Genomic DNA, 25932 nt, shown 5'->3' with positions numbered 1-25932 from the left:
TCGATCGGTTTCAGGACGTGGCACGCCGGGCGCGGCGTGAGCGGGCCGTTGCACTGCTTTCATGCCAGCGCAGCAGCCGCGCGGAGATGCCGCGCAACGCGATGTCCGCCAGCCACGCGGCCAACGTTGCCACGACGAGACCGGCGAGTAGATAGTCGTAGCTGCCCTGCTCGCCGTATTGAAGCATCAGTTTGCCGATACCCTGATTGGAGACGATCATCTCGCAAGACACGGCGACGAGCACCGAAAGCCCGAGCGCCACGCGCACACCCGCGAGCACCTGCGGCAGCGCGGCGGGCAACAGCACGCGCCAGACAATCTGCAGCGGCGGCGTGCCGAGCGTCCGCGCGCTCCAGATCAGCACCTGCGGCACGTCGCGGGTGCCGCGCAGCGTATAGGCGATGAGCGGCAGCATCGCGGTGACGGCCACCACCACGACATTGGTCGCGCCGCCCACGCCGAACCAGAGCACCAGCAGCGGAATCAGCGTGGTCTTCGGCAGCGCATAGGTGCAGCGCACGAGCGGCGACACGAGCACGTCGAAGCGCGGCCACAGCGCCATCGCCATGCCGAGGAGACAGCCGAGCACGCTTCCGGCCGCGAGACCGAGTGCGGCCGAACATACGGTCGACCAGAGATTGCCAAAGAGTTCGCCGCTGCGGATCAGATGCAGCCCTGCGCGCCACACCTCGGCGGGAGCAGGCACGAAGCCTTGCGGAAACAGTTCGAGGCGCGCGGCGGTCTCCCATGCGAGCAGGAACGCGAGCACGGACAGCACGCCGGTCAGCGGCTTCGCCACTTCTTCGCGGCGGGCGAGCGCGGCGAACATCAGCGGTGCGCCTCGTCGTCGTGGCCCCGCACCTGGTCGCGCACTGCGAGCCACACGTCGTTGCGCAGTTCACGGAACCGTTCGGACAGCATGATCGATTCGCGGCCCTCGCCATGATCGAGATCCACGTCGATGCGCTTGACGATGCGTCCCGGCCGGCGCGACATCACGTACACGGTGTCGCACAGATACACCGCTTCGTCGATGTCGTGCGTGACCAGAAGAAGCGTATTCTCCGACGCGTTCCACAGATCGAGCAGGGCATCCTGCATGTATTCGCGCGTTTGCGCGTCGAGTGCGCCGAACGGTTCGTCCAGCAGAAGGATCGGCGGCTCGGTGGCGAAGGTGCGTGCGAGCGCGACGCGCTGGCGCATGCCGCCCGAGAGATCGCGTGGGTAGTGATGCTCGAAGCCCTGCAGATGCATGCGGGCGACGTAACGCTCGACGATCCGTGCGGTCTCACGCTTGCTCACGCCTTTGCGCCGCAATCCATACGCGATGTTGTCGGCCACCGTCAGCCAGGGAAACAGCGCGTATTCCTGGAACACGACACCGCGCTCGACGCCCGGCCCGTCGATATGCGCGCCGAATGCGCTGGCCGTGCCCGCGCTCGGCTCGACGAAGCCGCCCACCACATAGAGCAGCGTGCTCTTGCCGCAGCCCGACGGGCCGACCAGCGCCACGCGCGAACCTGGCGCGACGTGCAGGTCGACGCCGTCGAGCGCCGTGGTACGCGCGCCGTCCTTGTCGAACCATTTGGACACGCCTTCGATGGCGATGGCGTCCGCGCGCTGCAAGACGGCGTTCATGCGCGACGCGGCAGGTACGAAGCGTCCACGAACGACGCGACCGAGACGGGTTTCGGCAGCAGGCCCAGCTTGCTCATTGCATCGACCGGCGGCTGGATGTTCGCCGCCGAGATGGTGGCGTTCCTGTCGCGGTAGAAGTCCTTGTTCGTCAGGAAGTATTCGTCCAGCGACTTCGCCGGGGTCTTGGCGAGATCCGCGGTGAGTTCCACGACTTTCTGCCGGTTCGCGGGCGCGTAGATCCACTGTTGCGCTTCGACATAGTCCGCGAGCCACGCGCGCACGGCTTGCGGTTGCGCCTGCAGGAAGCGGTTGCGCGCGCTCTGGAACAACACCGGATAGGGCGGCACCACGCCCACCGCGTCGAATAGCGTGCGGATGCCGCCGCGTTTCGCCTCGTCCACCTGGAACGGCATCGCCAGCACGCCGCAGTCGACGCGCTTCTGCCGCAGCGCCGGCCCGATGTTGCCGAACGGCATCTCCACGACCCGTACGTCCTTCTTCGGGTCGAGGCCGTGCTGCTGAAGCGCGATGCGCAGAATGATGTCGACGCTGCCGTTGAACGCGTTGACGGCGACCGACTTGCCCTTCAGGTCCTCGATGCGCTTGATCGGACTGTCCGCCAGCACGACGAAGGGGTTCGACGCGTAGCCTTTCACCGCGTCACGATGGATCTCCGCGACGGCTTTCACGCCGCCCGGTACTGCATCCGTGCCGATCAGCGTGGCGAAACTCGTGAAGGCGAGCGTGCCGAGATCGGCCTGCTCGGCGGCCAGCAGCGTCGCCACGCCGGGCGTGCCGCGCGCGGTCGTGGTTTCGATCACGTACTCCTTGCCATGACGCTTCAGCACGTTGGCCTTGAACCAGTCGCTGAAGATCACCGTCTCCAGTTCGCCGGGGCCGACGACGCCCGCGCTCGCATAGCGGATGGTCGGCGGCGCGGCGCGCGAGATCATCGGAAACGACAGGGCGGCTGCCGCCGCAGTGCCTTGTGCGAGAAAGCGGCGTCGGCTGGTGTTGGGCGGTGTGGTCTTCATGACGTGGGGTAGTCCGGTGGTTTTTATAGGGAGCGGGCGCGCTGCACTGGCTGCTCAGTGCGCCGGGCGGTCGAGGCCGAGATGCTCGCGCAGCGTCGTGCCGGCGTAGTCTTCGCGGAAGACGCGGCGCGTTTGCAGTTCGGGGACGACCAGGCGCACGAAGTCCTCGACGCCGCCAGGCAGGTAGGGCATCTGCACCATGAAGCCGTCGCAGGCGCGCGCGTCGAACCATTCCTGCATGCGCGCGGCCACGGTGCTGCCGGAGCCGTTGAAGTCGCGCAGCGGGCCGATGCCGTAGCGCTTGCCGATATCGCGCAGCGACAGGTTCTGCTTGCGCGTGAGTTCGGCCACTTCGCGGTAGTGTCCCTGCACGCCGGCGACGTCGAGATCGGGCAGCACTTCGTCTTGCGGAAATGGCGAGAGGTCGACATCGAGCTGATAAGAAAGCGTCGACAGGCCGGCTTCCGGCTCGCACAGCGAGTCGAGCAGCGCCTGCTTGTCCCGCGCGATCGCATTGGTCTCGCCGACGACCGGCACCATGCCGAGCAGCACGTTGACCTGATCGGGGTCGCGGCCGAACTTGCGCGCGCGCTCCTTGATGTCGGCGTAGAACGCCTGTGCGGACTCGATCGACGAATGCGTGACGAAGATCACCTCGGCCCATTTCGCCGCGAAGTCTCTGCCGCGCTCCGAAGCGCCCGCCTGGATGAAGACCGGGCGGCCTTGCGGCGGGCGGCTCACGTTGAGCGGCCCGGCCACGTCGAACCACTTGCCATGGTGATCGATGGGCGCGACACGGGACGGGTCGGCGAACTGGGGCGCGGCGCGGTCCCACTTGAGCGCGTCGTCGTGCCAGCTGTTCCACAGCTTGCAGGTCACGTCGACGAACTCCTCGGCGCGGGCATAACGCTCGTCGCGCGAGAGTTGCTCCTTGAGGCCGTAATTGCGCGCTTCCGCGTCCTGGAACGAGGTGACGATGTTCCAGGCGGCGCGTCCCGCGCTCAGGTGGTCCATGGTTGCAAGCGAGCGCGCCACCTGGAAGGGCGAAAAATACGAAGTCGAAATCGTGGCCGCGAGACCGAGCCGCGAGGTGCTGCCGGCAATGGCAGTCAGCACGAGCAGCGGGTCGAGACGCAACGCGCCGAGCGCGCCGTGCGTGAGCTGACTGTTGAGGCTGTCGCCCAGACGGCGGGGAAGCGCCTGGATGTCCGGCATGAACATCATGTCGAACTTGCCCGCTTCGAGCTGGCGGCCGAGATCCTGATAGAAGCGCACATTCAGAATGTCATGTTGCGCGGACGGATAGCGCCAGCCGCCATGATGACCCGAGACCGGGCCAGCCATGACATAGGCGGCCAGCTTGATTTGGCGAGACAGGGACGTCGACATCTTGCTTGTGTGGAGGAGGGGCGAAACGATGGGCGCTAGGACCTGCGGGGCGCGGACCCGGTACGGCGTGCATACGGGGCGGCAGTATATCGACGCCGTCGTGCTTCCCAAATATCGAATAAAGATAATGAAAGCAGCCAGGCGGGTTAGGAGGGCGACACGCAATGTCGCCCGTGTGTGACCCGGGAGCGCACGGCTCAGACGGCTTCCAGACGTGTCCTGTATCAAGGCTTCGGAGCGGAAAGCGCTTGGGTTATGCCGCAGGATGAACAGCGTCATTCGCGATCGGCGACACGCTTACACGTCGCCGATCGCGCAGCAGGCAATCTCAGAAGCGTACGCGCACGCCTCCGAACGCAGCCACCTGGCGATTGGTGGAAGAGGGCGCGCCCGCGTCCGCGATCGCCGCGACCTTCTGGTAGCCGCTGCCCACGCGCGTCGATGCATCGCCTGACGCAAGCTGGTACACCGCCGACAGATAGAGGTCGGTGCGCTTCGACAGCACGTAATCGACGCCCAGCGTGAACTGGTGCCAGCGCGGCTTGAGCGTTTCTCCGCCGGCGCCCGGCAGACTGTTGGCGCGGCCGTCGGTGAAGGTGTACACACCGACGAGCGTCGTGGCCGGCGTGATGTTGTACCGCGCATTCACGTCGTAGTTGTTGAACTTGCGAGACGAGCCGTCGTTATAGTCGAGCTGCGTATGGCTGAATGCGAAGCCGAGCGTCGCCGGACCGAGCGCGTAGTTCGCGCCGCCGACCGCGATCTGCTGGCGCGCCACGCCGCCATTCACGCCATAGAAGAACGCGCCGCTGTAATCATCGCCACTGGTGCTCGATGCGCCACCCAAGGCGCCGCCCGTATTCGACGTGGCGTTCGGATGGTCGAGCCTGACGTAACCGCCGCCGAGCGACAGCGGCCCGTTCACATAGTTCGCCGAGACGCCCCACGCGCGATTGTTGCCGAAGCCGGTGCCTGCTCCGCTGTTCGCCTGATTGCTGAACGCATAGAGCGCATCGACGGTGAACCCGGCGATGGTATCGCTGCGAAACTTCACGGCGTTGTTGATGCGGAAAGTCTGGTTCAGGTTGTCGTTGTCGCCGATATGCGTGGCGGGCGACCAGAAGCCCGGTCCGGCATAGGCGGACACCAGGTCGGTATTCGGATCGTACTGACGCCCGAGCGTGAGCGTGCCGACGCCCGTCTTCGCCACGCCGACGAAGGCTTGCCGGCCGAACTCGCGGCCGCCCTGACCGAGCGCTCCGTCATTGACGCGAAAGCCGCTTTCGAGCGTGAACAGCGCCTTGTAGCCGCCGCCAAGATCTTCGACGCCCTTGAGGCCCCAGCGGCTGCCGTTGAGTTTGCCGCTCGTCGCCTGAAAGTTATGCGCACCGCGCTGGTTGTTGGTGTATGCGATGCCGGCGTCGACGAGACCGTACAAGGTGACGGAGCTTTGCGCGTGCGTGATACCGGGAAGGGCGATCAGGATACCTGTTGCGACGACGGGTGCGACTCGTTTCATTTGCTTCCTTTATTGACGTGACAAGCACGGGTTTTGGGGAAGCCGATCTTAAGTTTTGGCTTACTGCATCCGAACAATCTATTTCGAATGTGTAATGTTCAGGCCTTGTCATTTGTAATTCGACGCTCACGCTGCAAATCGAAGTCGCGCCAACATGAAGAACATTCGATCTTCCTGCTGATTTGCAAACACAGAACGATGGTTTAGTGACGCCGGCATCGCCCTGACGATCGAGAGTCACAGGGAGCCGCACGGAACGTCCTTCCACTTCGACACGCTCGATTACTTGTTCGAACACACTCCGAACCCCATCCGGCTAATCGGCGCACATGCTTTCGACCTGACAAAAACTTGGTTCCCTCGTGAGAGCCGCATCGCTAAAGTGCGTGCCTGGCCTGTGCGCCGGCATCAGCCGGCGACGTGAGGCACCACAACAAGGAACCAAGCAATGAAAACGAAAATCTGGGGAGCAGCGCTCACAGCGCTGCTGTTGGTGGCATCGACTGCCGCGCATGCGGATCGTCTGGACGACATCAGGAAAGCAGGCGTGCTGCGCGTCGCTGCCTTCGACAGCAATCCGCCGTTCGGCTTCGTCGATCCCAAGGACAACCAGATCGTGGGCCTCGATGTCGACTACGCGCGTGCCGTCGCGAAGAGCCTCGGTGTGAAGCTGGAGGTGCAGCCGACCAACCCCGCCAATCGCATCGCGTTCCTGAAATCGGGCAAGGTCGATCTCGTCTTCGCGAACTTCACGATCACCGATGAACGGAAGAAGGAAGTCGATTTCAGCACGCCGTATTTCGCATCGGGCACGCAGTTCATAGCGAAGAAGGGCGTACTGAAGTCTCCCGACCAGCTGGGCAGCCTGCGCATCGGCGCGGACAAGGGCACGACGAACGAGCAGCAGGTGCGCGCGAAGTTTCCGGGCGCAACCATCGTCGCCTATGACGACACGCCTTTCGCATTCGCGGCGCTGCGGACCGGCAACGTGCAGGCGATCACGCAGGACGGACCGAAGCTGGTCGCGCTGCTCGCGCGCGTACCGGACAAGGCCAGCTACGAGATTCCGCCCTTCACGATCTCGAACGACTACGAAGGCGTGGGCGTCCCGAAGGGCGAGACGCGCTTGCTCGACGCCGTGAACGGCACGCTGACGAAGCTCGAAGCGGACGGCGAAGCGGGCAGGATCTACGACAAATGGTTCGGCCCGAAAAGCGCCGCACCGCTGCCCCGGCTGTTCAAGATCGGCGATCCGCAGAAAGCAGGCTGATCGTTCTCGTCGTTGACCCTGTCCCGGGCCGCCCGAGTGCATCGGCGGCCCGGGCTTCTTGCATTCTGTCGCCGTTCCCGTGAATCATGCAAAGCTGGCTCGAACCGAAGTATTTCACCTGGCTGCAACAAGGCTTCGTCGTCACGCTCCTGCTTTCGGCGTGCGCGGCGATCTGCGCGACGCTGTTCGGCTTCCTGCTGGCCGTCGGGCGCACCTCGCACAATGCGGCGCTCGCGCGCGCCGGCGCCTGTTACGTCTTCATCTTCCGTAATTCGCCGCTGCTCGTGCAGTTGCTGTTCTGGTACTTCGGGGCCGCCGCCTTGCTGCCGTCCGACTGGATGACGTGGCTCAATACGCCGCATGCCGCCGTGCTCGGCTCCTTCACGCTGCGCTGGCCGAGCTTCGAACTGTTCGCGGGCTGGGTAGGCCTGACCTGCTACACGACTGCGTTCATCGGCGAGGAGTTTCGTGCCGGAATGCGCGGCGTAACCCCGGCGCAGCAGCAGGCGGCCGCCGCACTCGGCATGAACCGCTATACGACGCTGCGCCATGTCGTTCTGCCGCAGGCACTGCGCATCGCGACGCCGCCGCTCGCGGGGCAGTACATGAACGTCGTGAAGAACTCGTCGCTGACGATGGCGATCGGCGTTGCCGAGCTTTCATACATGTCGCGGCAGGTCGACACGGAAACCTTCAAGACCTTCCAGGCATTCGGTACGGCGACGGTGTTCTACGTCTTGACGATCGCGGTCATTGAAGCGGCGCTGGTTGTCTGGCAGCGCACCGGCACGCGCGCGCTGCTGCGGAGGCACGCATGAGTCTCGCCGAATGGCTTCCCGCGCTGCGCTACCTGCTGCTCGGCGCGTTTCCCGCGGGCCCTCTGGGTGGCGTTGCGCTGACGGTGACGCTCTCGGTCCTTTCCGCGATACTCGCGGCGCTGATCGGACTCGCGGGCGGCATTGCGCTTGCCATGACGCACGGTGTCGCGCATCTCGCACTCACGGCGGTGGTCGCCTTCTTTCGCGCCATCCCGGTCCTGATGCTGATTTTCTGGACCTTCTTCCTGATCCCCGTGCTTCTGCACATCGACGTTCCCGGACTGGCGACGGTCGTCTGCGCACTCGCGCTGATCGGCGGCGCGTATCTGTCGCATTCGGTGCACGCGGGCATCGCCGCGATCGGCGAAGGGCAACGGCAAGCGGCGCTGTCTCTCGGGCTCACGCCCTGGCAGGCGCTTCGTGAAGTCGTCCTGCCGCAGGCCGTGCGGGTCATGATGCCGTCGTTCGTCAATCAGTGGGTCTCGCTCATCAAGGATACGTCGCTGGCCTACATCGTCGGCGTGCCGGAGTTCACCTTCCTCGCCAATCAGCTCAACAACCGGCTGATGATCTATCCCGCGCAGATCTTCCTGTTCGTGGGCATCGTCTATCTCGCGCTGTGCGGCGCGTTGCAATGGATCGCGCATGCTCTGCTGGCGCGCAGCGCGACGCGATCCTCACGCGCGACCCCTCTCGACAAAGCTTCGGCAGAGCCTGTCAGCCCCTCGCTGGACTAGTCTCCCGCACATGGCGTGCATGCGTGCAAGTCGCTCAGCGCTGCTCTGGGCGGCTCACGCTATCGCATCTGCTCACATTCTTGTGCGAATTTCTTCGTTATCAGACGAACGAGACGGTTTTACGATGACCTCTTGAGTCATTCAAGAGAGTCTCGTGAGCAGCTCAGAACAGCTTCAACCTTCATCGCACGATTCAACAGAGGCAAGCTCACCGGGTCAGACGCCGCGCGGCGAAGACGCCTACGAGCGCATCCGCCACGACGTGCTGACCTGCCGCTTCATGCCGGGATCGGTGCTCACCGAGCATCAGCTGATGGAGCAGTACAGCTTCGGCAAAAGCAGCTGCCGCATTGCGCTCGTGCGTCTCGCCCATGAAGGCTATGTCCGCGCGATGCCGCGGCAGGGCTACCGGATCGCCGCCGTCACCTTGCGCGATGTCGAAGAAGTGTTTGCGTTGCGGGTGCAACTCGAACCGCTGGCCGCCCGGCTTGCCTGCGGCCGGGTCGATACCGCCTTGTTGCGGCGGCTGGAGGCAGCGTGCCGTGTGCCGCATCCCGAGCGCGCCCTCAACGACCAGATCGACGTGTTCATGGACGCAAACCGCGAGTTTCATCTGGCGATCGCGAAGGCGAGCGGCAACGAAAGACTGCATCGCATGCTGGCGAACCTGATGGACGAGATGTCGCGGCTGGTCGCGCTGGGCTTCGGCGTGCAGAAGACCAAGCCCGAGATCAAGCACGATCACAAGGCGATGATCGACGCCTTCGATGCCAACGACTGCCGTCGCGCTGAAACCATCGCCCGGCGGCATATCGAGACTTTCCGCGACATGACGATGGAGAAGGTCTACGCGAGCCTGTCGAGCGCGGGCGCCTCGTTGCCCGTGTTCACGACCGTGGAGCCACGCCGATGACGAGCGGAGCCATCTCGGTGAGAGGTGTCAGCAAGCGTTTCGGCGAGCTGGCGGTGCTCGACGACATCGCGTTCGAGGTCGCCGATGGCGAGACGGTCGCCTTGCTCGGCACCTCAGGTTGCGGCAAGAGCACGCTGCTCAACATCATCGCGGGGCTGACTGAACCGGACGCCGGCGAGCTCTGGCTCGGCAACGCGCGCGCCACGCGGCCGGATGACCGCCGCGCGCTCGCCTACATGTTCCAGGAAGACCGGCTGTTGCCCTGGCGCACAGTGCGCGCCAACGCGGAGTTCGGTCTCGAAGCCGCGCGCCCGGCGTTGTCCGGCAAAGAGCGGCGGACCCGGGCGCTTGCCGCACTGGAGATGGTGGGGCTGGACGGCTTCGCGGAAAGCCATCCGCATCAGCTGTCCGGCGGCATGCGCAGCCGCGTCGCGCTGGCGCGCAGTCTGGTCGGCGAACCGCGCATCCTGCTGATGGACGAACCGTTCTCGAAGCTCGATCCGCAGACGCGCTCGCAGATGCATGGAGAGTTGCTGCGTATCCGCGCGCTGCGCAATACGACGGTGCTGTTCGTCACGCACGACGTCGAGGAAGCGGTCGTGCTGGCCGATCGTGTCGTGGTGCTGGCGCCGCGTCCCGGGCGCGTGCGCGAGATCGTGAACGTCGATTTGCCGCGTCCGCGCGACGCCACCGATCGCGACGTGGCCGAAGCCGTGCGCCGTCTGCGCCTGCTCGTCTGACAATCCAACCGGGTTCCTGTCCATCGATGTCCACTGTTGAAACTCGCTCCTTGCCGTTGCTCGTGGCGCAGCGCGCGCTGCTCGTGGCGCTGCTCGTCGCGGCATGGCAGTTCGCCGCGCTGCGCATGCCCGCGTTCGTGCTTCCCGGGCCGCTCCGGGTCATCGAGGCACTCGACGCGCTCGTGCATTCGGAAACCTTCTTCACCGATCTTGGCGCCACGCTGTACCGCGTCCTGGCGGGCTTTCTGATTGCGGTCGCCGTGGGCGGGCCGCTCGGCATTGTGCTGGGTTCGAATCCGCGGGGCGCGCGCTTCTTCGAGCCGGTCCTGTCGATCGTCAACACCGTGTCGTCCGCCATCTGGGCCGTCTTCGCGATCATCTGGTTCGGCATTTCCAATACGACGACGATCTTCGTCGTCTTCATGACCGCGATGCCGCTGATCCTGACCAACGTCTGGCAGGGAGCGCGCACCGTCGACGCGCAGCACGTGGAGCTCGCGCGCAGCTTCCACATGTCGCGCGCGCAGATCATGCGCAAGATTTTCGTGCCGACCGTCCTGCCGCACCTGTTCGCCGGCGCACGGCTCGCGTTCGGCTTCGGCTGGCGCGTCTCGCTGGTGGCGGAAACCATCGGCTCGTCGAGCGGCATCGGCTATCGCCTGCGACAGGCGGCCGATCTCGTGCAGACGGATCAGGTCTTCGCCTGGACGCTCACGCTCGTCGTGCTGATGCTGCTGCTTGAAGCGGGCGTGCTCAAGCCGCTCGAACGCCGGCTGTTCCGCTGGAAGCGGACGGTCTAGACCATTTTCATTCGCATACTACGGGGAATCACACATGTCGGTCTTCGCCATCTTCAAGCGCGCGGCGCTCGCCGCGAGCGTCGCGGCCGCTTCGCTCGGCCTCACCACGCAGGCAGCGCATGCCGAGCCGATCCGGATCGGCTACTGGACGAGCGGCGTGAGCCTCGGCTTCGGCGCGGTGCTGGAGGCGCAGAAATTCCTGCAGCAACGCGGACTCGACGTGCAGTTCGTGCGCTTCTCCGACGTCAATGCACCGAACCGCGCGCTCGCCGCCAATGCAATCGATTTCGCCTTCGCCGCGCCGGCCGCGGCGGTCTTCAGCTCCGCTGCCGACGGCGTTCCGGTGAAGATCGTGCTCGCCACCCAGCCTGCCGACGTCGAGTTCGTCACCCCCGATGATTCGCCGATCAAGTCGCTCGCCGACCTGCGCGGCAAGAAGGTCGGCATGTCGCCGCCGGGCAGTTCCGTCGCGGCAATCGCAACGGCTGTCCTGCAGGGCAACGACAAGATCGGCGCAGCGGATTTTTCGATCGTGCCCGGCAACGAGGCGCGGCTCGCGCAGTTCCTCGTGCAGAAACAGGTGGACGCCGCCGCGTTGCGCTCGGTGACGGTCGCGCAGCTCAAGGAGCTGAAGGTGCGCCGCCTCGGCAACTTCGGCGACGAATGGAAGAAGCTCACGAAGTCGGACGCGACGCCGTACATCGGTGTGAGCGCGGTGCGCTCGGACTTCCTCGCGAAGCATCCGGACGAGATCGCGAAGCTCATCGCCGGCATGCGGACCGCGTTGCAGTGGGGCGCGTCGCATCGCACGGAAGTGGCCGCGATCCTGCAGAAGAGCGCCAATCTGCCCGCCGCGGACGCCGATGCCTACGCGTCGCGCTGGTCGGACATCAATCGCGTGACCTTCGAGCCGCTCGACATCGACACGCTCAAACGCGAGCACCAGATCTTCGTGGAAGGCGGCGTCATCAAGGGCACGCTGCCCGCCGACCTGTTCGCGACGCAAGCTTACGACGCCTCGAAGGCGCAGCACTGAACCCCTTGTCACCACTCAAAACCGGAGTCAAAACATGACCAGTCCTCTTCCAGCGACGATGAAAGCCCTCGTGCTGGACGCCCATGGCGATCTCGATCAGCTGAAGGTCGTCACCGACAAGCCCGTGCCGCAGGCCGCGCCCGACGGCGTCGTGATCCGCGTGCGCGCGTCCTCGTTCAACTATCACGACGTGTTCACGGTACGCGGCATGCCGGGCATCAAGGTGCCGCTGCCGGTCGTGATCGGCCTCGACATGGCGGGCGAGATCGTCGCGGTCGGCGGCGATGTCGAAGGCTGGAAGGCGGGAGACCGCGTGCTCGTCAATCCGCTCAATCGCGACAAGGGGCTGATGGGCGAGATGCTCGACGGCGGCATGGCGCAATACTGCGCGGTGTCGGCGGCGCAACTGATCGCGTTGCCCGATGCAGTCAGCTTCGACGATGCGTCGGCGTTGCCGGTCGCGTACGGCACCGCGCATCGCATGCTGATCACCCACAACACGGTCAAGGCAGGCGACCGCGTGTTGATCCTTGGCGCGAGCGGCGGAGTCGGGACCGCCTCGCTCCTGCTCGCGAAGCAACTCGGCGCGGAAGTGATTGCCTGCGCGGGCAGCGACGAGAAGCTCGAACAACTCAAGGCGCTCGGCGCGGATCACGTCGTCAACTACCGCACGACGGACTTCTCGAAGTGGGCCATCGGCACGTATGGCAAACCGCAACGCCGCACCCATGAAGGCGGCGTGGACGTGGTGGTGAACTTCACCGGCGGCGACACCTGGGTGCCGTCGCTCAAGTGCCTGAAGCGCGGCGGCACGCTGCTCGTGTGCGGCGCCACGGCGGGCCACGATCCGAAGGAAGACCTGCGCTACATCTGGAGCTTCGAGCTCAAGGTGATCGGCTCCAACAGCTTCTACGACGACAACCTGCGTGCGCTGCTGACGCAGATCGAAAAGGGCGAGCTCAAGCCGGCGATCGATCGCGCGGTGCCGCTCGAGCAGGCGGCAGAAGGATTGCGCCTGATTCGCGATCGCGAAGTGCTGGGCAAGGTCGTCGTCAATCCGTAAACAACCAGGGAGAATCAGATCATGAGCGACAACACGACACCGGCGCTGCCAACGGCACAGGATATCGAAGCGAAACTGCGCCGCGCGCCGTATCACGAATGGCTCGGACTCAAGGTGGCGTCCGTGGGCGACGGCGAGATCGAACTGACCGCCACCTGGCGCGAGGAATGGGTCGTCAATCCCGACAAGCGCTACACGCACGGCGGCATTCTGGCTGCGCTGGTCGATCTCGCCGCCGACTGGGCGCTCGTCTCGAAGACCGGGCGCGGCGTGCCGACCATCGACTTGCGGGTGGACTATCACCGCGCGGCGTTTCCCGGCGATCTGCGCGTCAAGGGCAAGGTGATCCGTTTCGGCGCGCAGGTGTCGAGCGCGGAAGCCCATGTGTACGACGCCGACGGCAAGCTCGTCGCGAGCGGGCGCGGCGTCTATTCGACCGCGCCTGCGCCGCAAGCCGCGAAGCCGTGATGCTCGAACTCGATCATCTCGTTATCAACACGCGCTTCGATACCGATGCGGCGCGTGATCAATTCGCGCAACTCGGCTTCACGCTGACACCGCGCGGATATCACACGCTCGGCTCGATCAATCATCTGATGGTGTTCGACGACAGCTATCTGGAGCTCATCGGCCTGCCCGCCGATGGCTCGGTGATCCGCCAGGAGATCGCGGACAGCGCGCCTGGCGCGGACGGTCTCGTCTATCGCAGCGACGACCCGCAGCGCACGTTCGATACGCTCGCCGCCGCCGGTCTGGAAGCCACGCCGCCGCAGTTCTTCTCGCGGCCGGTCGAGCCACACGGTGAGGCGCGTTTCGCGACGGTGCGGCTCAAGCCGGGGCAGTTCGAAGGCGGGCGCGTGTACTTCTGCCAGCATCTGACGCCCGAGTTCGTATTCCGCGACGAATGGCGCACGCACGAGAACGGCGCTTATGCGCTCGCCGCGTTGCATCTGATCGATGCGGACCGCGCGGCCTATGCCCGCCTCGGCGAACCGTCGGCGCGCTTCTCGCTGGCGTTCCACGCGCGCGCGGCATTCGATGCCCGCTTCGGCTCATCGGCGGCGCATGTCTCACCGCGCGCGCCGCGTTTCGCCGCGATTACGCTGCGCACGCCGCAGTGGCGCGAAATCGGCGCCCGCGCAAAAGACGCGGCGCTGCCCTTCGAAACGAGCGATGTGCATACGGTCGTCGCGTTGCCGCGCTTCGATACCTTGCTGGAGTTCGTACCATGAAAGGGCGACGCAATCTCGGTGCGCTCATCGACCGTGACGCCGACGGTGAGGCGCTCGCATTCATCGAACTGGATGAGGCGCTCGAGCCGGTTCAATACAGCTTCGCCGCACTGGACATGCTGGCGGACCGCGTCGCCGCGACGCTTGCACGTGACTACGCGCGCGGCGATCGCGTGGCGGTGCTGGCCGCCAACTCGGCGCATTACGTCGCGACGGTGCTCGGCATCATGCGTGCGGGGCTGGTTGCGGTGCCGGTGAACTTCCGCTTTCCGCGCGCGCTGCTTGCGGACGTGATTGCGGACAGCGGTGCGCGTCTCGTGTTTTGCGACGACGGGCGCAGCGCCGATGTGCCCGATGCGCTGCCCGCGGTCGTGTTCGACTCGCGCGGTCCGGCCACTGCCTCGAGCGCGACGCCGTTCTCGTCTTATGTCGGGCAGACAAACGGTACGCGTGTCGAGCCGGTCGAGCCCGTGCCCGGCGAAACCGCCCTGATGCTCTACACGTCCGGCTCGACCGGCCGGCCGAAGGGCGTGCTGTTGTCGCACGAGAGCCATCTGTGGGTCGTGCAGACGCGGCTCGAATCGCAGCCGCTGTCCGGCGAACGCGTGCTGATCGCCGCGCCGCTGTTTCACATGAACGCACTGGCGCTCGTCTTCCTGACGCTGGCCGCGCACGCGACCACGGTCATGCTGCCGCAGTTCGAGGCGACGAATGCCATCCGCGCGATCGACACCTGGCGTTGCACGTGGCTCACGTCCGTCCCACCGATGATCGCGATGATGCTGCGCGAGCGCGACACGCTGGCGCACAGTGATCTGAGCTCGGTGCGCACCGTGCGCATGGGGTCGGCGCCGGTCAGCGGCGCGCTGTTCGAGCAGATCCGCGCACTCTTGCCGAATGCCCGCGTGATCAATGCCTACGGTACGACCGAGGGCGGGCCGGTAGTGTTCGGACCGCATCCGGATGGCCTGCCGCCGCCGCCGCTCGCGGTGGGCGCGGCGCATCCGCGGGTGGCGCTGCGCCTTGTGGATGAGACCGGAAGCGACGCGCAGCAGGGCGAACTGTGGCTGAAGAGTCCCGGACTGATGACGGGCTATCACAACCGTCCCGATCTGCCGCCGCCGATCACGGCCGACGGCTATTACCGCACGGGCGATATCTTCCAGCGCGACGCGCACGGCTTCTACACCTTCGTTGGCCGGCGCGACGACATGTTTGTGTCGGGCGGCGAAAACATCTGGCCCGGCGATGTGGAGCGCATGCTGGAGCGCCATCCGCAGATTGCGCAGGCATGCGTCGTGCCGGTCGACGATGCGATCAAGGGCACCAAGCCGGTCGCGTTCGTCATCGCGCGGGAAGGCTCGCTCGACGAAGACGAGGTGAAGCGCTTCGCGCTCGAACACGCGCCGGCGTATCAGCATCCGCGCCGCGTGTGGTTCGTGGACGCGCTGCCGCTTGCCGCCACCAACAAGATCGACCGCGCGGCGCTGAAGGCGCTTGCGGCGCGTCGCATCGAAGCATCGAAGGATCACGCATGAAGCAGGTCATCCGCAGAGTCGCATCGGCCGCCGTGTTGTGCGCGCCGCTGCTCGCACCGCACGCTGCACTGGCGCTCGACGCCGTCACCGTCGGTCTGGCGATTCCGCCGGCCGTGCACGACGGCGCACCGTACGCCGCCGCCGACAAACTCGGGCTCTTCAAGGCCGAAGGTCTCGACGTGAAGCTCATCGTCTTCCAGGGCGCGGGCGCGCTGATTCCGCAGGTCGCGAGCAAGCGCATCACCTTCGGTTATCCCACCGCCGAGCCGATCCTGTCGAGCTATCTGAACGGCGGCACGCCCGTGCCGGTGCGCTATTTCTATAACGGCGTGCCGTCGAACACGATGGAGTTTGCGGTGCTCGCGTCATCGCCGGTGCATGCGCTCGGCGACCTGAAGGGCAAGAAGGTCGGCGTCGGCGCGCTGACGTGGGGCACGATCCCCGGCGGCCGTGCCGCTTTGCGCGAAGCCGGGCTGGAGCCGGGCAAGAACGTCGAGTATGTGGCGGTCGGTGCGCTCGGCGCCGGTTTCCATGCGCTCAAGACCGGCGCGGTCGACGCGCTCAACTTCAACAGCAGCTGGGATGACGCGCTCGAACTCTCCGGCACGCCGATCCGCCGCATCCGCTATCCCGCCGTGTTCGATGCGACCGCGGGCAACGGCTTCATCGCGCATCGCGACACTTTCGTGTCGCAGCCGCAACTGATTGCGCGGTTCGGGCGCGCCTACACCGAAGCGCAGGTGGTCTGCGACGCCAATCCCGCGTTCTGCGTCAAGGCATTCTGGGAACAGCATCCTGAATCGAAACCTCAAGGCGACGAGCAGAAGAATCTGCGTGAAGCGGTCGAGTTGCTCAAGCGCCGGCTGGATCGCGTGCTGCGCACCGCCGATGGCAAGCCGCGCCAGCCCGGCGCCTACGATCTGCCCGCGGTGCGCGCCAACCTCGCGGTCATGCAGAAGGTCGGCGAATTTCCGGCCGGCGACGTGCCGGTCGATCAGGTCTTCACGAACCAGTTCGTGCCGGAGTTCAGCCGCTTCGACGAGGCCGCGCTGCGTGCGCGCGCGCTAAAGCAATGAGCGCGCGCATTGAGGTGACGCCGCGTGTGGCGCTGGTCGACGTGACGCGACAGATCGTGCTGACGGGCTTCGCAGCCGGCGCCGAAGTCGACCTGAGCGCGCATCTGACGATGGCCGACGGCAGCGAGTGGCGCAGCGACAACCGCTTCGCCGCGAATGAAGCAGGGCGGGTGGATCTCGCGGCGGATGCGCCTGTGTCGGGTGACTATGCCGGACACGGCGCGCAGCCGATGGGGATCGTCTGGTCGATGCGCTGCGTGAAGGATGCGCCGCCCGCCGACGCCATCGCGCCGCTTACCGTGCGCATCGACGCGCGCGATCAGGACGGCAATGCGGCCAGCGCCAGTTTCGAGCAGCATTTCGTCGCCGATGGCGTGACGCGGCGCGCGATCAGCGAAGCGGGTGTCGTCGGCACGCTGTTCCTGCCGGCGACGCCGGGACCGCATCCCGCCATCGTCGTGCTCAACGGCTCGGGCGGGGGCATCAACGAGCCGCGCGCGGCCCTGTACGCGGCGCACGGCTATGCGGCGCTGGCGCTCGGCTATTTCAACGCGCCGGGCCTGCCCGCGACGATTTCGCGGATACCGCTCGAATACTTCGCCAACGCGCTCGACTGGCTGCGCGAGACGGTTGCGCCCGCCGGGGATTTCGTCGCGGTCGCCGGCCAGTCGCGCGGCGGCGAACTTGCGCTGCAACTCGCGGCAACGTGGCCCGCGCGCGTATCGGCGGTGATCGGCTACGTGCCGAGTGCCGTGCGCCACGGCACGTTGCGCGCCGGAGCCGCCGCTGAGCCGCCCGACGCGATCGCCTGGACGCTCGATGGCAGGCCCTTGCCGCACGTTTGGCAGGACAACGCCGAGGCCGACTGGCGCGCCTTTCGTGATCCGGCAAAGCCCGGCGAGGCGGTGCGTCAGGCGCCGGCGTTCGAAACCGCGTTGCGCGACGCACAGGCGGTCGCACGGGCCCGCATCGAGGTCGAACGCATCCGTGCGCCGATCCTGCTGATCTCCGGCACCGACGACGGTTTCTGGCCTTCGACGCACTACGCCGGGATGATCGTCGCGGACCTGACGGCGCGCGGCTTCGGACATTGCCTCGAGCATCAGCGCAACGAAGGCGCCGGCCACGCGATCCTGTTCCCCCATGTGCCGACGACGCGCATTGCACGCGTGCATCCCGTTGCCCGTGTCGCGCTGACGGCGGGCGGCACGGCTGCTGCGAACGCGCGCGCGAACGAAGCTTCGTGGGCGCGCGTGCTCGCATTTCTCGCCGAGACAAGCGGGGCGCGATGAACAGCGAACGACATGCTTTCAGTGCGGAGCGGCTTTCGGTGCGCTACGCGACGCGGACCGGCAGCATCGATGCGCTCGCCGGGATCGATCTGCACGTGGGGGAAGGCGAATTCGTCGCACTGCTCGGCCCGTCGGGGTGCGGCAAGTCCACCTTGCTCAAGGTGGCGGCGGGACTCGTGACGCCGACCGCGGGCGAGGCGCGCATCGGCGGCGCGCGGCTGTCGAAGCCGTCCAGGGAAGCAGGGGTGGCTTTTCAGAAGCCGAACCTGCTGCCATGGCGCACGGTGCTCGACAACGTCATGCTGCCCGCGCGCACCTTGGGACTCCCCAAAGAGGCCGCACGCGCCCGCGCCCAGGCGCTGCTCGAACTGGTCGATCTCGCTGCGTTCGCCCGCAACTATCCCGCCGAGCTGTCGGGCGGCATGCAGCAGCGCGTGGGCATCGCCCGCATGCTGCTGCACGATCCCCATCTGCTGCTGATGGACGAGCCCTTCGCCGCGCTCGACGCAATGACGCGCGAAGCGCTCACGCTCGAACTGCAGCGCATCTGGCTCACGCAGCGCAAATCGGTGTTGTTCATCACGCACAGCATCGCGGAGGCGGTGTTTCTCGCGGATCGCGTGCTGGTGATGTCGGCGCGGCCGGGACGCATCGTCGACGACGTGCGCATCGATCTGCCGCGCCCGCGCGCCGCGTCCATCATGAGCGACCCTGCATTCGTCGCTGCATGCGCGCATTTGAGGAGACATTTTCAGTGAGCACGCAACGTCCGCGTCGCCCCGTGCCGGGGTTTATCTATCCGCTTTTGAGCCTCGCCGTGGTGATTGGATGCTGGCAGATTGCGGTGCGCGCATTCGCGATTCCCGACTACGTGCTGCCGGCGCCCGCACAGGTCTGGCGCGCGCTTGCCGAGGGTTTCGCCAGCGGCAGCCTGTGGCCGCACATTGTCGCGACGCTGCAGGAAACGTTGGTCGGTTATGCAATCGGCTCGGCGCTCGCGGTCCTGCTGGGCGCGCTGCTCGCGGAATCGCGCGTGTTCGAGCGTTTCGTGTTTCCGTTGCTCGCAGGATTGCAGGCCATGCCCAAGGTCGCGCTGGGGCCCATCATTCTGGTGTGGTGCGGCTATGGCAGCGCGTCGAAGATCGTGCTCGTCGTTCTGGTGTGCTTCTTTCCGCTGTTCGTCAACACGGTGAACGGGCTGAAGCGCGCCGATGCCGATCTGCTCGATACATGCCGGGCCTTCTCGGCGTCACGGCTCTTTCTGTTCTTTCACGTGAAGGTGCCGTGCGCCGCATCCGAGATCTTCAGCGGCCTGCAGATCGGCGTGTCGCTGGCGCTGATCGGCGCGGTGGTCGGGGAGTTCCTGTCATCGCAGCAGGGCCTCGGTTTCCTGATCAGCTCGTCGTCCGTGAACATGAGCGTGTCAACCATGTTCGCCGGTGTCGTGCTGCTGGCCGTGATCGGCGTCTGCGGAGCCCAGATCGTGCGCGTCGTGCAGCGCCGCGTGGTGTTCTGGGAGCGGCGTGAAGCGACGCGAGGCGAGGGCGGTTGACGGCATTGACGGCGCACGGCCCACCCGGACAAGCGATGCGCGCCGCTTTCGGAATGCATGAGTCTTACTGAGAGGCCAAGGCCTCGTGAGTGCGCCATAAGCGCCATAAACAAAGCAGGAAATATTGGTTTTGCGCGACTCAGCATCCGCTGAAAATGAAAATCCGGGTGACAACAAGCCCAACATCTTCAGACAGCGGAGCAACCAGAGATGACTGAGCGCAGCGCGTGGCGTGTGGCTGAACGGGATGATGCGACAGCGTCGCCGGTTACCCTCATAACGGTTCCCGGCCTGCATGGCGGCGAAGGCGCGCACTGGCTCACCTGGCTTGCGCGCCAGATGCCGGGGGCGCAGCGCGTCGAGCAACAGGACTGGGACGCGCCGCATCTCCAGACGTGGAGCGATGCGGTCCGCGACGTCCTTGCGGACGTGAACGGTCCTGTCGTGCTGGCAACGCACGGATTCGGCAGTCTCGCGGCCGCGCATGCGCTGGCCCATCAGGCGCATCCCGCGCGTGGCGCTTTTCGCCCGCTCGATGCCACGGTGCTCGGCGTGCTGTTCGTCGCACCGGCAAGTCCCGCTCGCTCCCGGTTCGCCGGTGTGTTCGATGCACGCCGTCTGGAGGTGCCCTCGCTGGTCGTCGGCAGCACGACGGACCCATGGCTTGCCATCGATGAAGCGCGTGCCCTCGCGCAGCGCTGGAACAGCGCCTTCGTCAATCTCGGCGATGCAGGGCATATCGACACATCGGCCGGATTCGGCCCATGGCCGCTGGCGCGCCATTTTGTCGAGACCCTCGCCCGGCGCGTGTGCGCTACGTGTTCCAATGACGAGCACGCAGACGCGCAGCAACCTGCCTACTGCTGATCCGCTCGAACGGGCGGCGCGCTGTCCTGCGTTTGGGCAAGGTCAGTAACGGGTCCTCGGGTTTCATCGGCGAGTGGCTATTTGCCGCAGCCGTGGTTCATATGCATTGCATGATTCGTCATTAGTCAAAGCAGGATGCGAATGATCCAATGACGTCATTCGATCCATCCGGTGCGCGCGCCAATGCGCGCCCTTCTTCGCCGTCATGCCACATCACGACCTTTCCTCACCCGGTGACCCGGGCGTGCGCCTCGCCGCAGTTCCCGATCCTGCCCGCGTGGCGCTCATCCGCGACGACGCCGGAGCGCTCGCCGCCGCACACAAGCTTGCCGCGCTGGTCGCGCCCGACGCATCCGCGCGGGATCGCGAACGGCGCCTGCCGTGGGACGAACTCGAACGCTTTTCCGAAAGCGGTTTGGGCGCCATCACTGTGCCGCGCGAATACGGCGGTCCGGAGGTGTCGTTCGCGACGCTTGCCGAAGTCTTCGTGATCCTGTGCGCTGCCGATCCCGCGTTCGGGCAGATTCCGCAGAATCATTTCGGCGTGCTCGGCGTGCTGCGCGAGATCGGCAGCGACGAACAGAAACGCCGGCTCTACGACGAAGTGCTGGCGGGACGCCGGCTCGGCAACGCGGGCCCGGAGCGCCGCTCCGCGAACGCAGCCACGATATTGCAGGGCTCGACACGGCTCACCGCGACGCCGCAGGGCCTGAGGTTGAGCGGGCGGCGCTTCTATTCGACGGGCGCGTTGTTCGCTCATCGCCTGCCGACGCGGGCAGTAGACGACGAAGGCCGCAGCGTGCAGGTGTGGGTGCCGCGCGATGCGCCGGGCGTGCAGGTGATCGACGACTGGAACGCGTTCGGGCAGCGCACGACGGCCAGCGGCAGCGTCGTGTTCGACGACGTGCCGGTCGAGCCGGACGACGTGCTGCCGATCTGGCGGCTCGCCGGGCGTGCAGGCCTGTTCGGTCCGACTTCGCAACTGATCCAGGCCGCGATCGATCAGGGCATCGCACAGGCCGCGCTGACCGACGCGCTCACGTTCGTGCGCGAGCGCGCGCGCCCATGGCTCGACTCGGGCCTCGAACGCGCGAGCGACGATCCCTACGTGATCGCCGATGTCGGTCGCCTGCATATCGACCTGCATGCCGCCCACGAAGTGCTGCGGGAAGCGGGCGAGACGCTGGATGCGATCACGCGCGCGGGCGTCGATGAGGCGTCGAGCGCGGCGGCCTCGGTCGCGGTTGCGGAAGCCAAGATCCTGACGACCCGTATCGCCCTGGCGGCGAGCGAGAAACTGTTCGAACTCGCCGGTTCCGCCGCGACCCGCGCCGCGCACAATCTCGATCGCCACTGGCGAAACGCACGCACCCACACACTGCACGATCCGGTGCGCTGGAAGCTGCATCTGCTCGGCAACTACCATCTCAACGGCGCGTGGCCCGCGCGTCATTCATGGAACTGAACGTGATGACTTCCGCTGACCTTGCCGCGCCCGAGGCGGTCGATTCCCGGGAATCTCGCGCACGGCCGCGTCCTGCGCGCCTTGCCGGCGCCGCCGAGGTGCTCGATGCGGCGCGCCGTTTCGCCGCCACGATTGCACCGGGCGCCGTCCTGCGCGACCGCGAGCGGCGCCTGCCCTGGCAGGAGCTCGAGGCCTACGTGGCGAGCGGCTTGTGGGCCATCACGGTGCCGCGTGCGTATGGTGGGCCCGGAGTGGGCGCCGCGATACTCGCCGAGACCATCGCCGTCATTTCAGACGCGGACGGCTCGCTGGGCCAGATCCCGCAAAACCACTATTACGCGCTGGAAGTGCTGCGCGTCGGCGGCAGCGCGTCCCAGCAACGGTTCTTTTATGAGCGCGTGCTGGCGGGCGACCGCTTCGGCAACGCGCTCGCCGAGACCGGCGCGCGCGACTTCAAGCGCCGCACGCGCCTCACACGCGGCGCTTCGGGATGGCGCATCGACGGGCGCAAGTTCTACTGCACGGGCGCGCTCTACGCGGACTGGATTCCGACGCTGGTCGTCGCGGAGGAACAGGGGCGGGACGTGACGTATCTCGCTTTCGTCCCGCGCGACTCGCAGGGCGTGAGCATCGTGGACGACTGGGACGGCTTCGGGCAGCGCGTGACCGGCAGCGGCTCCGTGCAGTTCGACGATGTGCGCGTCGACGATGCATGGGTCGTGCCGTTCCAGGCGTCCTTCGAGCGGCCGACGACGATCGGTCCCATCGCCCAGATCATGCATGCCGCCATCGATCTCGGGCAGGCGCGCGGGGCGTTCCGGGCAACAGGCGAATTCGTGCGCGAGCGTTCGCGGCCCTGGATCGACGCCCGGGTCGAGCGTGCAGCGGACGATCCCCTCCTTATCGCGCAGTACGGCGACATCGCCATCCAGATTCGCGCGGCCGAGGCGTCGTTGCGGCGCGCCGCGCGTTTCGTCGATGCGGCTCAGGCGGCGCCGGATGCGCAAACGGTGGCGGCGGCATCGGTGGCGGTTGCCGAAGCGCGGGCGCTGACGACCACGGCGTCGCTGGACGCCGGCTCACGCCTCTTCGAGCTCGCCGGCACGGCCGCGACGCTCGACGGCCTGGGCCTCGACCGTTTCTGGCGCAATGCCCGCACGCACACACTGCACGATCCGGTGCGCTGGAAATATCACGCGGTGGGCAACTACTTCCTCAACGGCACCCTGCCGCCGCGCCACGGTGCGTTGTAGCCGGCGTCAGCGCGCCGTTGCGGCGGAATGCTCATGGAAACGCTGGAACGCGTCGAACAGGCGGGCGCGTAGCCGGGCCAGCTCCGGATCGCGGCGGTCGCGCGGACGCGGCAACCCGACGGCCAGTTCGCCGTCGAGCCGTCCGGGATCGGCGGCGAGCATCAACACCCGGTCGCCGAGATAGAGCGCTTCGTCCAGGTCATGCGTGACGACGATGGCGCTCGTGCCATGGCGCGCCACCACGTCGAGCAGCAAGGCTTGCAGGTGCATGCGTGTCATCGCATCGACGGCGCTGAAGGGCTCGTCGAGCAGCAGCACCTCCGGCTCGCCGAACAGCCCGCGCGCAATCGCCGCGCGTTGGGCCATGCCGCCGGACAGCGCCGAGGGCAGGGCGGCGGCGGCGGCGCTCAACTGCACTTCGCTCAGCAACTGCGCCACACGCGGGTCGCGTCCGCCGCGGCGTCCGGCCGCAAAGCCGACATTGTCGGCGACGGTGAGCCACGGCAACAGCCGCGGCTCCTGAAAGATCACGCCGATGCGCGGCGACGGCCCGTCGAGCGGCACGCCGTCGAGCGTCACCGAGCCGCGATAGTCGCGCTCCAGTCCGGCGACGATACGCAAAAGCGTGCTCTTGCCGCAGCCGCTCGGTCCCACGAGACAGACGATCTCGCCGCGCTTCACGTGCAGCGCGACGTCGGCGAGGACGGTGCGCTCCGCATAGCGCTTGCGGGCGATGCGGGCATCGAGCAGAACGGGCTGCGCCAGGTTCATTGCGCCTCCTTGCGCGCGACGCCGTCGAAGGCGTCGCGCCAGGCGAGCAAGCGCGCCTCGGCGCGGCGCATCGCGCCGTCGGTGAGTTTGCCGAGCAGCGCGAGCAGCAGGATCGCGCCGAATACCAGATCGGGACGGCCGGTTTCGCGGCCATCGCTCAGCATGTAGCCGAGGCCGCGCGTTGCCGCGATCAGTTCGGCTGCGACCATGAACATCCAGGCAAGGCTCAGGCCGATGCGCAGCCCCGTGACGATCTGCGGCAGCGCGGCGGGCAGCAGAATGCGCAGGAAGAGCGCGAACCGGCTCAGCCGGTACACCGAGCCAAGCTCCACGAGCTTGCGATCCACGCCGCGAATGCCCGCGACCACTGCGAGATGCACCGGAAAAAACGCGCCAATGGCGATCAGCGTGATCTTGGGCGCCTCGTCGATGCCGAGCCAGAGCAGCAGCAGCGGCACCCAGGCAAGCGACGGAATCGAGCGGAGGGCCTGGAAGGTCGGTTCGAGCAATGCTTCGACACGATGCGAAAGCCCCATCGCCGCGCCGACGACGAGCGCGAGACCCGCGCCCGCGCCGAAACCCGCGAACACGCGCAGGGTGCTCGCGCCGATGTGCCGGGCAACCCGCGCCACGCCCATGTGCGCGAGGGTGGCCAGAATCTCGCTCGGCGCGGGGATCAGATGATCGGGCAGCCAGCCGGCGCGAACGGCGAGTTCGATTGCCGCGAGCGCGGCGAACGGTAGCGCGACGCCGGCGATGCGCCAGCGCCTCAAAGCATCGCGCGGCTTCGACTGCGACGTATCGACGGCGGACGCGAGCGTGTCGCGGCGAGTGGCGGTGTCGGTCATCCTGGCGGAAATCTCAGCGCGCAGCCGCCGCGACGGGCCGTGCAAACGCCGGATCGATCAGCGCATCGACCACTTGCGCCGGGTCGACGCCCGCCTTGACCAGCTGCTCGTCGGTGAGGATCGGTGCGGCGGCTTTGAGGGCGGCGCGTTGCGTGTCGCCGGGGAGCGGGTCGCTGAAGTCGTTGCGCTCCAGTTGCAGTTTCGCGACCGGCAGCGAGACCTTGGATTCGTCGGCGAGAATCTTCGCCGTGTCGTCCGGATGCGCGACGATCCACACGCGCGCACGTTCGTAGACCTTCAACACCCGGCCGACCGCCTGCGGATAGTCGCGGGCGAAGGCTTCGCGAACGTTCAGGAAGCCGTAGGTGTTGAAGCTCACGTTGCGGTACAGCAACCGCGCGCCGTCATCGACCTGCGCGGCGGCCATGTGGGGGTCGAGGCCGGCCCATGCATCGACCTGTCCTTTTGCGAGCGCGACGCGTCCGTCCGGATGCTGGAGATTGACGATCTCGACGTCGTCGCGCGACAGGCCCGCCGTCTTCAGGGCGCGCAAGGTGAAGAGGAACGGGTCGGTGCCGCGCGTGGCCGCGATCTTCTTGCCTTTCAGGTCGGCCACGGAATGGATCGGCGAATCGCGGCGCACCACGAGCGCAGTCCACTCGGGGCGCGAGAACACGTAGACCGCGCGGATCGGATTGCCGTTCGCGCGGCCGAGGACCGCGGCGAGCCCGGCGGTCGAGCCGAAATCGACCGCGCCGCTGTTCAGATATTCGAGCGCCCGGTTGGAGCCGAGGCTCAGCACCCAGCGAATCGACGTTTGATCCGGCTTGAACTCTTCCTCGAGCCAGCCGAAATGCTTGATGACGAGACTCTCGGGAGAGTAGTACGCATAGTCGACGCGGATCTCGGCGGGAACGGCTGCGCGTGCCTGCAACGACAGGATGCCCAGCAGCGTGACGCACAGAAGGGCCGCGCGGCGCAGCGCGCGCGAGCAGAACGGGTTCATGAAGACGCTCCGGACATGGAAAAGAGGGTTGCCGCAGGACGCGGACTCAACCCTTGAATCTAACGAGCCGGAGAC

The 25932-nt window shown here is 66.6% G+C and carries 26 protein-coding genes; 18 read left to right on the top strand and 8 right to left on the bottom strand.

Translation table 11 applies throughout. From position 1 onward, the window contains the following. Positions 1-10: 10 nt before the first annotated feature. From QCE83_RS17585 to QCE83_RS17565, 5 genes are all read right to left on the bottom strand, one after another. On the bottom strand, positions 11-829 hold the full coding sequence (locus tag QCE83_RS17585; RefSeq protein WP_309813434.1) for an ABC transporter permease: 819 nt from the start codon (positions 827-829) through the stop codon (positions 11-13). Then, positions 829-1638: an ABC transporter ATP-binding protein gene (locus tag QCE83_RS17580; protein ID WP_309813432.1), complete on the bottom strand. Its 810-nt coding sequence runs from the start codon at positions 1636-1638 to the stop codon at positions 829-831. The genes QCE83_RS17585 and QCE83_RS17580 overlap by 1 nt, the downstream gene beginning before the upstream one ends. Then, a complete protein-coding gene (locus tag QCE83_RS17575; RefSeq protein ID WP_309813428.1) occupies positions 1635-2672 on the bottom strand; it encodes an ABC transporter substrate-binding protein in 1038 nt (345 codons plus the stop codon). The genes QCE83_RS17580 and QCE83_RS17575 overlap by 4 nt, the downstream gene beginning before the upstream one ends. Before the next feature lie 54 nt (positions 2673-2726). Then, entirely contained in the window at positions 2727-4016 is a 1290-nt protein-coding gene (locus tag QCE83_RS17570) for an LLM class flavin-dependent oxidoreductase (protein ID WP_309813426.1), read from the bottom strand. A gap of 373 nt (positions 4017-4389) precedes the next feature. Next, positions 4390-5580, bottom strand: coding sequence for a porin (locus QCE83_RS17565; RefSeq protein ID WP_309813423.1), 1191 nt, complete (start codon positions 5578-5580; stop codon positions 4390-4392). Positions 5581-6028: 448 nt separating this feature from the next. Here QCE83_RS17565 and QCE83_RS17560 point away from each other — a divergent pair, with 448 nt between their 5' ends. From QCE83_RS17560 to QCE83_RS17475, 18 genes are all read left to right on the top strand, one after another. Beyond that, positions 6029-6850 (top strand): ABC transporter substrate-binding protein, encoded by an 822-nt coding sequence (locus QCE83_RS17560; RefSeq protein WP_309813419.1) that lies wholly within the window; start codon positions 6029-6031, stop codon positions 6848-6850. An 86-nt stretch (positions 6851-6936) separates the two neighbouring features. Beyond that, positions 6937-7668: an amino acid ABC transporter permease gene (locus QCE83_RS17555; RefSeq protein ID WP_309813416.1), complete on the top strand. Its 732-nt coding sequence runs from the start codon at positions 6937-6939 to the stop codon at positions 7666-7668. Continuing rightward, positions 7665-8405, top strand: a complete 741-nt coding sequence (locus QCE83_RS17550; protein ID WP_309813413.1) for an amino acid ABC transporter permease — start codon at positions 7665-7667, stop codon at positions 8403-8405. Before QCE83_RS17555 ends, QCE83_RS17550 begins: the two co-directional genes overlap by 4 nt. Positions 8406-8559: 154 nt before the next feature. Next, a complete protein-coding gene (locus tag QCE83_RS17545; protein WP_309813411.1) occupies positions 8560-9318 on the top strand; it encodes a GntR family transcriptional regulator in 759 nt (252 codons plus the stop codon). Continuing rightward, a complete protein-coding gene (locus QCE83_RS17540; protein WP_309813409.1) occupies positions 9315-10058 on the top strand; it encodes an ABC transporter ATP-binding protein in 744 nt (247 codons plus the stop codon). The genes QCE83_RS17545 and QCE83_RS17540 overlap by 4 nt, the downstream gene beginning before the upstream one ends. A 26-nt stretch (positions 10059-10084) precedes the next feature. Further along, positions 10085-10858: an ABC transporter permease gene (locus QCE83_RS17535; protein ID WP_309813405.1), complete on the top strand. Its 774-nt coding sequence runs from the start codon at positions 10085-10087 to the stop codon at positions 10856-10858. Positions 10859-10892: 34 nt separating this feature from the next. Beyond that, positions 10893-11894 carry an ABC transporter substrate-binding protein gene (locus QCE83_RS17530; RefSeq protein WP_309813402.1) on the top strand — a complete coding sequence of 334 codons (1002 nt, stop codon included), beginning with the start codon at positions 10893-10895 and terminating at the stop codon, positions 11892-11894. Positions 11895-11952: 58 nt separating this feature from the next. After that, positions 11953-12957, top strand: a complete 1005-nt coding sequence (locus QCE83_RS17525; RefSeq protein ID WP_309815463.1) for a zinc-binding dehydrogenase — start codon at positions 11953-11955, stop codon at positions 12955-12957. 21 nt (positions 12958-12978) lie between these two features. After that, positions 12979-13425, top strand: a complete 447-nt coding sequence (locus QCE83_RS17520) for a PaaI family thioesterase (RefSeq protein ID WP_309813399.1) — start codon at positions 12979-12981, stop codon at positions 13423-13425. After that, complete coding sequence (locus QCE83_RS17515; RefSeq protein WP_309813396.1) at positions 13425-14189, top strand: VOC family protein; 765 nt, start codon at positions 13425-13427, stop codon at positions 14187-14189. The genes QCE83_RS17520 and QCE83_RS17515 overlap by 1 nt, the downstream gene beginning before the upstream one ends. Next, positions 14186-15727, top strand: a complete 1542-nt coding sequence (locus tag QCE83_RS17510) for a class I adenylate-forming enzyme family protein (protein ID WP_309813392.1) — start codon at positions 14186-14188, stop codon at positions 15725-15727. Before QCE83_RS17515 ends, QCE83_RS17510 begins: the two co-directional genes overlap by 4 nt. Beyond that, complete coding sequence (locus QCE83_RS17505; RefSeq protein ID WP_309813389.1) at positions 15724-16803, top strand: ABC transporter substrate-binding protein; 1080 nt, start codon at positions 15724-15726, stop codon at positions 16801-16803. The genes QCE83_RS17510 and QCE83_RS17505 overlap by 4 nt, the downstream gene beginning before the upstream one ends. Further along, complete coding sequence (locus tag QCE83_RS17500; protein WP_309813385.1) at positions 16800-18095, top strand: acyl-CoA thioesterase/bile acid-CoA:amino acid N-acyltransferase family protein; 1296 nt, start codon at positions 16800-16802, stop codon at positions 18093-18095. Before QCE83_RS17505 ends, QCE83_RS17500 begins: the two co-directional genes overlap by 4 nt. After that, a complete protein-coding gene (locus QCE83_RS17495) occupies positions 18092-18853 on the top strand; it encodes an ABC transporter ATP-binding protein (RefSeq protein WP_309813380.1) in 762 nt (253 codons plus the stop codon). Before QCE83_RS17500 ends, QCE83_RS17495 begins: the two co-directional genes overlap by 4 nt. Continuing rightward, positions 18850-19647, top strand: coding sequence for an ABC transporter permease (locus QCE83_RS17490; RefSeq protein ID WP_309813378.1), 798 nt, complete (start codon positions 18850-18852; stop codon positions 19645-19647). The genes QCE83_RS17495 and QCE83_RS17490 overlap by 4 nt, the downstream gene beginning before the upstream one ends. Positions 19648-19857: 210 nt before the next feature. Then, positions 19858-20514: an alpha/beta hydrolase gene (locus QCE83_RS17485; protein ID WP_309813373.1), complete on the top strand. Its 657-nt coding sequence runs from the start codon at positions 19858-19860 to the stop codon at positions 20512-20514. 205 nt (positions 20515-20719) lie between these two features. Next, entirely contained in the window at positions 20720-21979 is a 1260-nt protein-coding gene (locus QCE83_RS17480; RefSeq protein WP_309813370.1) for an SfnB family sulfur acquisition oxidoreductase, read from the top strand. Positions 21980-21984: 5 nt separating this feature from the next. Next, positions 21985-23232 (top strand): SfnB family sulfur acquisition oxidoreductase, encoded by a 1248-nt coding sequence (locus tag QCE83_RS17475; protein ID WP_309813367.1) that lies wholly within the window; start codon positions 21985-21987, stop codon positions 23230-23232. Positions 23233-23238: 6 nt separating this feature from the next. Here the strand turns inward: QCE83_RS17475 and QCE83_RS17470 are convergent, their stop codons facing one another. Genes QCE83_RS17470 through QCE83_RS17460 form a run of 3 tightly spaced genes read right to left on the bottom strand, consistent with a single transcriptional unit; the run spans position 23239 to position 25857 of the window. Beyond that, on the bottom strand, positions 23239-24003 hold the full coding sequence (locus QCE83_RS17470) for an ABC transporter ATP-binding protein (RefSeq protein ID WP_309813366.1): 765 nt from the start codon (positions 24001-24003) through the stop codon (positions 23239-23241). Next, on the bottom strand, positions 24000-24851 hold the full coding sequence (locus QCE83_RS17465) for an ABC transporter permease (RefSeq protein WP_309813363.1): 852 nt from the start codon (positions 24849-24851) through the stop codon (positions 24000-24002). Before QCE83_RS17465 ends, QCE83_RS17470 begins: the two co-directional genes overlap by 4 nt. 13 nt (positions 24852-24864) lie before the next feature. Then, positions 24865-25857, bottom strand: a complete 993-nt coding sequence (locus QCE83_RS17460; protein ID WP_309813360.1) for an aliphatic sulfonate ABC transporter substrate-binding protein — start codon at positions 25855-25857, stop codon at positions 24865-24867. Between the last annotated feature and the right edge of the window lie 75 nt (positions 25858-25932).

Source organism: Caballeronia sp. LZ034LL (genome assembly GCF_031451215.1).
Classification (GTDB): Bacteria; Pseudomonadota; Gammaproteobacteria; order Burkholderiales; family Burkholderiaceae; genus Caballeronia.
The sequence above is the reverse complement of the archived record's forward strand: the minus strand, read 5'-3'. Positions and strand labels throughout refer to the sequence as shown.

Excerpts from the sequence above, each read along its gene's own strand:
- QCE83_RS17470 (WP_309813366.1), bottom strand. The coding sequence starts at position 24,003 with ATGAACCTGGCGCAGCCCGTTCTGCTCGATGCCCGCATCGCCCGCAAG.
- QCE83_RS17465 (WP_309813363.1), bottom strand. The coding sequence starts at position 24,851 with ATGACCGACACCGCCACTCGCCGCGACACGCTCGCGTCCGCCGTCGAT.
- QCE83_RS17500 (WP_309813385.1), top strand. The coding sequence starts at position 16,800 with ATGAGCGCGCGCATTGAGGTGACGCCGCGTGTGGCGCTGGTCGACGTG.
- QCE83_RS17555 (WP_309813416.1), top strand. The coding sequence starts at position 6,937 with ATGCAAAGCTGGCTCGAACCGAAGTATTTCACCTGGCTGCAACAAGGC.
- QCE83_RS17570 (WP_309813426.1), bottom strand. The coding sequence starts at position 4,016 with ATGGCTGGCCCGGTCTCGGGTCATCATGGCGGCTGGCGCTATCCGTCC.
- QCE83_RS17535 (WP_309813405.1), top strand. The coding sequence starts at position 10,085 with ATGTCCACTGTTGAAACTCGCTCCTTGCCGTTGCTCGTGGCGCAGCGC.
- QCE83_RS17520 (WP_309813399.1), top strand. The coding sequence starts at position 12,979 with ATGAGCGACAACACGACACCGGCGCTGCCAACGGCACAGGATATCGAA.
- QCE83_RS17565 (WP_309813423.1), bottom strand. The coding sequence starts at position 5,580 with ATGAAACGAGTCGCACCCGTCGTCGCAACAGGTATCCTGATCGCCCTT.
- QCE83_RS17480 (WP_309813370.1), top strand. The coding sequence starts at position 20,720 with ATGCCACATCACGACCTTTCCTCACCCGGTGACCCGGGCGTGCGCCTC.
- QCE83_RS17485 (WP_309813373.1), top strand. The coding sequence starts at position 19,858 with ATGACTGAGCGCAGCGCGTGGCGTGTGGCTGAACGGGATGATGCGACA.
- QCE83_RS17560 (WP_309813419.1), top strand. The coding sequence starts at position 6,029 with ATGAAAACGAAAATCTGGGGAGCAGCGCTCACAGCGCTGCTGTTGGTG.
- QCE83_RS17515 (WP_309813396.1), top strand. The coding sequence starts at position 13,425 with ATGCTCGAACTCGATCATCTCGTTATCAACACGCGCTTCGATACCGAT.
- QCE83_RS17530 (WP_309813402.1), top strand. The coding sequence starts at position 10,893 with ATGTCGGTCTTCGCCATCTTCAAGCGCGCGGCGCTCGCCGCGAGCGTC.
- QCE83_RS17525 (WP_309815463.1), top strand. The coding sequence starts at position 11,953 with ATGAAAGCCCTCGTGCTGGACGCCCATGGCGATCTCGATCAGCTGAAG.
- QCE83_RS17575 (WP_309813428.1), bottom strand. The coding sequence starts at position 2,672 with ATGAAGACCACACCGCCCAACACCAGCCGACGCCGCTTTCTCGCACAA.
- QCE83_RS17495 (WP_309813380.1), top strand. The coding sequence starts at position 18,092 with ATGAACAGCGAACGACATGCTTTCAGTGCGGAGCGGCTTTCGGTGCGC.
- QCE83_RS17580 (WP_309813432.1), bottom strand. The coding sequence starts at position 1,638 with ATGAACGCCGTCTTGCAGCGCGCGGACGCCATCGCCATCGAAGGCGTG.
- QCE83_RS17460 (WP_309813360.1), bottom strand. The coding sequence starts at position 25,857 with ATGAACCCGTTCTGCTCGCGCGCGCTGCGCCGCGCGGCCCTTCTGTGC.
- QCE83_RS17505 (WP_309813389.1), top strand. The coding sequence starts at position 15,724 with ATGAAGCAGGTCATCCGCAGAGTCGCATCGGCCGCCGTGTTGTGCGCG.
- QCE83_RS17550 (WP_309813413.1), top strand. The coding sequence starts at position 7,665 with ATGAGTCTCGCCGAATGGCTTCCCGCGCTGCGCTACCTGCTGCTCGGC.
- QCE83_RS17475 (WP_309813367.1), top strand. The coding sequence starts at position 21,985 with ATGACTTCCGCTGACCTTGCCGCGCCCGAGGCGGTCGATTCCCGGGAA.
- QCE83_RS17585 (WP_309813434.1), bottom strand. The coding sequence starts at position 829 with ATGTTCGCCGCGCTCGCCCGCCGCGAAGAAGTGGCGAAGCCGCTGACC.
- QCE83_RS17540 (WP_309813409.1), top strand. The coding sequence starts at position 9,315 with ATGACGAGCGGAGCCATCTCGGTGAGAGGTGTCAGCAAGCGTTTCGGC.
- QCE83_RS17510 (WP_309813392.1), top strand. The coding sequence starts at position 14,186 with ATGAAAGGGCGACGCAATCTCGGTGCGCTCATCGACCGTGACGCCGAC.